Raw genomic sequence first — 7,270 nt, 5'->3', positions numbered from 1 at the left:
GGCTTGTGGCGGTTCGGATTCGGGCAGCAGCACACCGAATGCGGCACCCACCGACAAGGTGCTGCACCTGTCGTTCCTGCAGGATCCCGGCCAGCCGCCAGACCCCGACGTGTACTACGCTGGACAGGGTCTGCTGCTGACCACAAACACTTACGAAGGCCTGCTGCAGTTCAAGGGCGGCCAGGGCAAGGCCGAGTTCGAGCCACTGCTGGCCACCGAGTGGACCGTTTCGCCCGACAACAAGGTGTTCACGCTCAAGTTGCGCGAGGGCGTGAAGTTCCATGACGGAACACCGTTCAAGTCGGACGCGGTCAAGGCGTCCTTCGACCGTCGGCTGGCCGTCAACGGCGGGCCTGCATACATGGTCAAGGACATCGAATCGGTGACCACTCAAGGGGATTACGGTGTCACGATCACCCTGAAGTCTCCCAATTCGGAGTTCCTGGATTACCTCGCGTCACCGTATGGCCCGCGCATGATGAGCCCGACAGGGCTGCAGAAGAATGCCGGCTCGGATTTCGCGCAGAACTACCTCACCACTCACGATCTCGGCACCGGCCCGTACACGCTGACGGACGCGCAGGTCGGATCGCGCTACGCGATGGCGATGTTCCCCGAGTACTGGGGTCCGAAGCCGTATTTCGAGAAGGTCGAGATGCCCGTCATCACCGACGCGTCCGCGATGCAATTGCAGTTCAACAACGGTCAGCTCGCCGCGATCCTGCACGACCTGCCGTCGTCTGCGGTCGAGCAGTACCTGAACAACAACAAGTATTCGCACTACTCGTTGCCCACGATGATGGCGGCCTTCCTCTACACCAACCCGACCAAGGGCCTCATGAAGGACCAGGCGACCCGTACGGCGGTGATGCAGGCCATCGACGTCGACCAACTGGTCAAGCAGACATACTTCGGCCGGGGCAAGATCGGCGCTCAGATGTATCCGCCGTACACGCTCGATGCGGCGTACGGGAAGCAGACGCTGACCCATGATCCCTCGGCGCTGACCAAGATCGTCGCCGGCCTGCCTGCCGATCAGAAGTCGGTGACGATCGGCTTCGACACGAGCAACCCCGACAGTCAGTTGATCAGCAATCTCGTCCAGACTCAGCTCGCCGCAGCCGGCCTCACCGCGAAGGTGCAGGGGTACCCGACATCGGAGATCTACGGCTGGATCGGCAACGCCTCGGCCGCACCGGAGATCTACACCGGGCTGGTGTGGCCGGATGCACCCTCGCCGTACACCTGGGGCCACATCGCCTGGGACGCGGACGGTGGCATCAACTACCTGAGCTGCTCGTCGCCGCGGCTTTCCACCGCTCTGGCAGCGGGGTTGCCGACCGGTGCGCCGCAGCCGTATTCGGATGCGGGCACGGAAGCGCAAGCGACCGGGTGCTGGTTGAACGTCGCCGACATCGACGACTTCGTGGTCACCCAGCCGTGGCTCAAGGGAGTCGAGCAGGCTCACGCCTTGTCGAACCCGAACTCGTTGCGGATCGCCGCGCTTTCGGTGGGGTAGCCGGTGAACCTCGTTCGAAGGGGCAAAGTCCGCCGCATCGTCCTGCTGACCCTCGGCTGGGAGGAGCTGCCGAAGTCGGTCTCGGTGTACGGCGCGGCACCGGAGCTGCGAATGCGCGAGCCGGTGCCCGGTGTGCTGCTGCAGACCGACGGCGGCTGGGTGCTGCTCGACACCGGCTTCAACACCGCGCTCATCCGCGACCCGGCACTGTACCGGCGGTTCTTCCCGACCGTCGAGTACATCCCGGTGTTGCCGGGCTCGGGCGAGCCGATCGAGGAGTCGCTGCACGACATCGGCGTCGACGTCGACGACATCCACGCGGTCGCAGTCAGCCACTTGCACCACGATCACGCCGGTGGTCTGAAGCTGTTCGCAGGCAAGGTGCCGGTCCACGCCCAGCGCCGGGAACTGGAGTACGGGTTGTCGAATCATCCCGAGCCGGAACGTCACGCCATCGCCAGGATCGACTTCGACGACCCGAACATCGCCTGGCAGCTGGCCGACGGCGAAGCCGAGATCGCTCCGGGCATCACCGCGGTGCCGACCTACGGCCACACTCCCGGCCATCAGAGCTTCGTCGTCGAGCTGGACGAGTCGGTGGGTGGTGACGGCTTCGTCTTCGCCTTCGATGCCGCCGATCTCACCGAGAACATCGAACACGAGCTCGCCATCGGCGGATTCATCGACGTCGATCCGGAGGAGACGATCGAGCCGATCCGCCGGCTGAAGAAACTGGCCAGCGACAAGGGATATCCATTGATCCCCGGCCACGACCCGCACGTGTGGCCCGAACTTACCCAGCACTTCCACGACCGGTTCGGCCCGATTCCTCCGGGTGAGGCCGCGACTTGATGGATGGTGTGGTGCGTGCCGATCGCGCCCTGGTGGACGGCCAGATCCGCGCTGCGGCAGTCGGTGTCGTCGACGGCGTCATCGTGGCGGTCGGGCCCCTCGACTCGGATGTCACTGCGCACGAAGACGTCCGCGTGCCGCCTTCGGCGGTGCTCCTGCCGGGCTTCATCGACACCCACGTCCACGTCAACGCACCTGGCACCGACTGGGAGGGGTTCAGGACTGCGACGGCGGCAGCCGCGGCGGGCGGCATCACCACGCTGGTGGACATGCCGCTCGACAGCGATCCCGTCACCACAACGGTCGATGCGCTCGACGTGAAGAAGGCCGCCGCCCAGGGCAATTGCGCCGTCGCGGTGGACTTCTGGGCGGGCATCGTGCCCGCCAACGTCGATGACATCGATGGGTTGGCCGCGGCAGGCGTCCGCGGTTTCAAGTGCTTCCTGACCGACTCAGGCAACCCGAACTTCCCGCACCTGTCGCGCGCCGAGCTCCGCCGGGCCGCAGCCCATGTCGCGCGTCTCGGCGCGGTGCTGCTGGTGCACGCCGAACACCACGACGTCATCACCGACAGTCCGCGTCCGTTCGGGCGGGGATACTCGTCGCTCCTGGCGTCACGCCCCGACGCGGCCGAGGAGCAAGCCGTCGCCCTCGTCCTCGACACCGCCCACGAGACCGGCGCCAGGGTCCACGTCGTGCACGTCTCGTCGGCCCGAGTGCTGCCGCTGATCGCCGCCGCGAAACAGGCGGCGGTGGCGGTGACGGCCGAAACCTGTCCGCATTACCTGACCTTCGCCGCCGAGACCATTCCCGACGGCGGCACCGAGTACGCGGCGTGCCCACCGATCCGCGGGGAGGACAACCGTCGCCTGCTGTGGGACGGGCTGCGGCGGGGAATCCTGGACATGGTGGTGTCCGACCATTCGCCATGCGCGCCTGCACTAAAGGCCGGTGGTGACTTCGGTGCGGCCTTCGGCGGCATCAGCTCGTTGCAGCTCGGGCCCGCGGCGGTGTGGACGCAGGCCGGGCCCCTCGGCTTCGGACTTGCCGACCTGTCCCGCTGGATGGCCGAGCGCCCCGCGGCACTGGCCGGGTTCACCGACCGTGGTCGGATCGACGTCGGCATGCGGGCCGACCTGTGCTTCTTCGATCCCAACGCCGAGCAGACCGTGCGGGCCGACACGCTGGCACATCGGCACGGAATCACGCCGTACGACGGCGTCGCACTGCGCGGCAGGGTATTACAGACCTGGGTGGCGGGACGCCGTGTCTTCGACGGCGAGCGGATGCGGCAGCCGGCATGAGGATCCTGATGCTCAACCCCAACACGTCGGAATCGATGACGGCCGAGATCGCGGCCGCGGCAAGGGCAGCGGCCGCCCCGGGCACCGAGATCGTGGCGGCCAAACCGAGATTCGGCGCGGCGGCCATCGACTCTGCGTCCGAGAGCTACCTGTCGGCGGTCGGTGTGATGGACGTCGTCGCCACCATGGTCGCGGCGGGCGACTTCGACTTCGACGCCGTGATCCTGGCCGGGTTCGGCGAACACGGCAAGGACGCCCTGCAGGAGATGCTGTCGGTGCCCGTGCTCGACATCGCCGAGTGCGCCGCGCACGTCGCCCATCTGATCGGGCGGCGGTTCTCGGTGGTCACCACGCTCGCCCGGTCCATCCCGGCGATCCAGGACCGGTTGATGCTGGCCGGGCTGACCGCGCGCTGCGCCTCGGTCAGGGCCTGTGGTCTCGGCACCGCGGAAGTCGACGCCGATCCGGCGGGCGCGGTGCAGGCCATCGTCGACGAGGCGGCCCGCGCCATCGCCGAGGACGGCGCCGACGTGATCTGCCTCGGCTGCGCGGGCATGGCCGGTGTGACCGAAGCGATTTCGACCAAACTCGGCGTGCCTGCGGTGGACGGCGTCGGTGCGGCGGTGGCCCTGGGCCAGGCGCTGGTCGGTCTCGGGTTGACCACCAGCAAGGTCGGGGCGCTGGCCGAAGGCCCGCCGAACCCGCGCACGCACTGGCCGATCTCGAAGGCGCTGGGAGTCGAGGAATGAGTGCTCCCGAACCGGTCACGCCCGGCGTGGATCTGGCGTCGCGGTCCCTCGGCGGCAGTGTGATGGCGGCCAGCGATGAGTCGTTCGGTTTCAAGGAGCGCCTGGTCGACCCGGCCGCGCCGGCGTTCGTCCCTGGAACCTACGACCAACGGGGCGAGGTGGTGGACGGCTGGGAGACCCGCAGGCACGCCGGCCCAGACGGGGATTGGGCGATCGTGCGGCTGGGGTCGCCGGGCAGGCTGCGCGCGGTGGATGTCGACACCCGGTTCTTCACTGGCAACCATCCCACCGGCTGCCGGGTCGACGCGTGCGTGCTGGACGTGCTCGACGATCCCACTGAGTCGGGGATCCGATGGAGGACCGTCGTCGAATCGATTGCGCTGAAACCTGACTCGCACAATCTCCTGGAGGTCGACGATCAACGCCGGTACACCCACGTGCGGCTGACGCTGGAGTCCGACGGGGGAGTGGCCCGGCTGCGCGTGTACGGGGACGTCATCCCCGACCCGGACTCGTGGGCCGACGTCACGGTCGAGGTGTCCGGGGTCGAGCAGGGCGGCCGGGTGGAGTGGTCCAGCGACAACTTCTACTCCACGGCCTGCGAGCTGATCGCGCCGACTCGACCGCGGAACATGGGCGACGGCTGGGAGACCCGGCGGCGACGCGATGTCGGCCCGGACAGCCACGACGCGGTGATGATCTCCTTCGCCGGCGCCGCCGACCTTCGCCGGCTCGAGATCGACACCTCCTACTTCGTCTTCAACGCCACCCCCGAGGTCTCGGTGGTCGGCAGCAGGTGCCGGCCGGATGGCGAACATGGTTGGGCGCTGGTGACGTTCGATGTGCCGGTGCTGCCGAGAACCCGGCTTGCCGCTGACGCCCGCCAGGTGTTCACCGTGGATGCCACGGGCATTACCGCACTGCGGTTGCAGGCCTATCCCGACGGCGGCATCGCACGCCTGCGCGCCTTCGGCACACCCACTGCCGACGGCTGGCTGGCGCTGCGGTCGCGCTGGGAGGAGTCGGCATGAGCGCCCGAAGACGAGCGGGAGTCGAGCTATGAGCGAAGTGTTGTTGTCCCAGTGCGCCGGCCTCTGGCGGCGCACGCTCCTGATCGAGGCGGACGGCTCACACGTGACCGACGGCGACGTGCGATGGCTGCAGGGCGATTTCGCCTACATCGACTCGCGCGGGTTCGGTGGCCGTCTGGAACAACGTGACGACGTCTTCGAGTGGCACCGCATGGTCGACCTCGAGCCACCAGGGCAGTTTCCCGATGCGGGTGCCATGCACTGGGACGGCGACACCCTGGTGGAGACGGGTGTGCACGCCGACTACGTCGAGCAGTGGGTACGCGACGACGGCCCGGCCACCCCGCGCTGGGCGTTGACGGTCCGATCGGTCGACGCCGGTGACGCACTGCTCCTGCGGGTGGGTGCGGTGTTCGGCTGGGCGTGCACGACCGCCGTCACCCTGGCCGCCGTCGGCGGCGCTGAGTGGGAGGCGCTGGCGCCCAAACTCATCGACGGTGAAGTCCGTGTCAATGGCGCGCGGTGGACGGTAGTGCAGAGCGAAGGAGACGTGGAACTGTGACAGGCACAACCCCTTTCACCTCAATTCCGATCGTAGACATCACCGGGTTGCGGTCACCGGACCGCGCCGAACGCGAGCGGGTGGCCGCCGACATCGGCAAGGCCGCCAGCGAGATCGGCTTCCTCTACATCAGCGGCACCGGTATCGATGAGGCGCTGTTCGCCCGAATGCTGGCGGCCACCAAGGCGTTCTTCGCGCTGCCGGTCGAGGAGAAGATGCGGAGCTACATCGGGCTGTCCAGCTGCCACCGCGGATACGTGCCGGTCGGCGAGGAAGGGGTCGAGACCGGCATGCCCGACATGAAGGAGGCCTTCGACACCGCGCTCGACCTGCCCGCCGACGACCCCGACTACGTCGCAGGCAATCCGATGCTCGGCCCCAACACCTGGCCCGAACTGGACGGCTTCGCCGAGGCGGTCACCGCCTACTATCACGCCGTGCTGGACCTGGGGCATCAGTTGCTCTGGGCGTTCGCGGTGGCACTGGGCGAGGATCCCGACACCTTCACCCAGCACGCGACCAAGACACCGAGTCAGCTGCGCCTGGTGCACTACCCGTACAACGCGGACGCCGAGGACGTGCTGGGGATCGGGGCGCACACCGACTACGAGTGCTTCACCCTGCTCAAGCCGACCGCCCCCGGACTCGAGGTGCTCAACGGCGCGGGTGAGTGGGTCGACGTCCCGCCCGTACCGGACACCTTCGTGGTGAACATCGGTGACCTGCTGGAGCTGTGGACCAACGGCGCCTACGTCGCGACCAGCCACCGGGTCCGCAAGGTCAAGGAGGAGCGCTACTCGTTCCCGCTGTTCTTCAACGTCGACTACCACACCGAGGTGAAGCCGTTGCCGCAGTTCGTCGCCGGTGACGGGGCAGCCAGGCCTGCGTTGCGGGCAGGGGAGCACCTGTTCGCACAGACCGCGCAGACGTTCGCCTATCTGCGGTCGCGCCTCGAGCGCGGCGAGTTGGTACTGCCCGACGGCTCGATGGAGATGAATTCGTTCGGTCAGCAGGCGTTGCAGGGCGTCGACTGAAATTTGTCGGTGGGCTGATCTAGATTCGAACACATGTTCGAATCGCTGTTGATCGTCGACCCTGACGCGGATGAGTCGGCGCTGGTGGAGCATATCGCGGCGCTGGAACGGTTGAAGTCGGCGGCCGCTGCGGGGCAGGAGCGTGCTGCGGCCGCGTTGGATGCGGCGCGGCGGGCCGCGGAGGAGGCGGCTGGTGTGCCCGCGAGGCGACGTGGTCGC

7 protein-coding genes and 1 pseudogene are annotated in these 7,270 nt (G+C 67.8%); all 8 read left to right on the top strand.

All coding sequences use genetic code 11. From position 1 onward, the window contains the following. Nucleotides 1-1,519: ABC transporter substrate-binding protein (locus tag QOC69_RS36460; protein WP_526447772.1), on the top strand; the 1,519-nt coding region annotated here is incomplete at its 5' end. A gap of 3 nt (nucleotides 1,520-1,522) precedes the next feature. Continuing rightward, entirely contained in the window at nucleotides 1,523-2,371 is an 849-nt protein-coding gene (locus QOC69_RS36455; RefSeq protein WP_526447770.1) for an N-acyl homoserine lactonase family protein, read from the top strand. An 11-nt stretch (nucleotides 2,372-2,382) separates the two neighbouring features. Beyond that, nucleotides 2,383-3,675, top strand: coding sequence for an allantoinase AllB (allB, locus tag QOC69_RS36450; RefSeq protein ID WP_526447768.1), 1,293 nt, complete (start codon nucleotides 2,383-2,385; stop codon nucleotides 3,673-3,675). Beyond that, nucleotides 3,672-4,424 (top strand): aspartate/glutamate racemase family protein, encoded by a 753-nt coding sequence (locus QOC69_RS36445; RefSeq protein WP_526447766.1) that lies wholly within the window; start codon nucleotides 3,672-3,674, stop codon nucleotides 4,422-4,424. The genes allB and QOC69_RS36445 overlap by 4 nt, the downstream gene beginning before the upstream one ends. Next, a complete protein-coding gene (gene alc / locus QOC69_RS36440; protein WP_526447764.1) occupies nucleotides 4,421-5,455 on the top strand; it encodes an allantoicase in 1,035 nt (344 codons plus the stop codon). Before QOC69_RS36445 ends, alc begins: the two co-directional genes overlap by 4 nt. Before the next feature lie 28 nt (nucleotides 5,456-5,483). Beyond that, nucleotides 5,484-6,017, top strand: a complete 534-nt coding sequence (locus QOC69_RS36435) for a hypothetical protein (protein ID WP_526447762.1) — start codon at nucleotides 5,484-5,486, stop codon at nucleotides 6,015-6,017. After that, the gene (locus QOC69_RS36430) at nucleotides 6,014-7,051 is read left to right on the top strand and encodes an isopenicillin N synthase family dioxygenase (RefSeq protein WP_526447760.1); all 1,038 of its coding nucleotides are present in this window, start codon (nucleotides 6,014-6,016) and stop codon (nucleotides 7,049-7,051) included. Before QOC69_RS36435 ends, QOC69_RS36430 begins: the two co-directional genes overlap by 4 nt. Before the next feature lie 33 nt (nucleotides 7,052-7,084). Continuing rightward, nucleotides 7,085-7,270, top strand: a pseudogene (locus tag QOC69_RS36425) (HNH endonuclease); the annotation flags it as partial.

Origin of the sequence: Mycobacterium sp., assembly GCF_032162105.1 — a bacterium.
Lineage (GTDB): Bacteria > Actinomycetota > Actinomycetes > Mycobacteriales > Mycobacteriaceae > Mycobacterium.
This window is presented reverse-complemented; position numbering and strand designations above follow the sequence as displayed.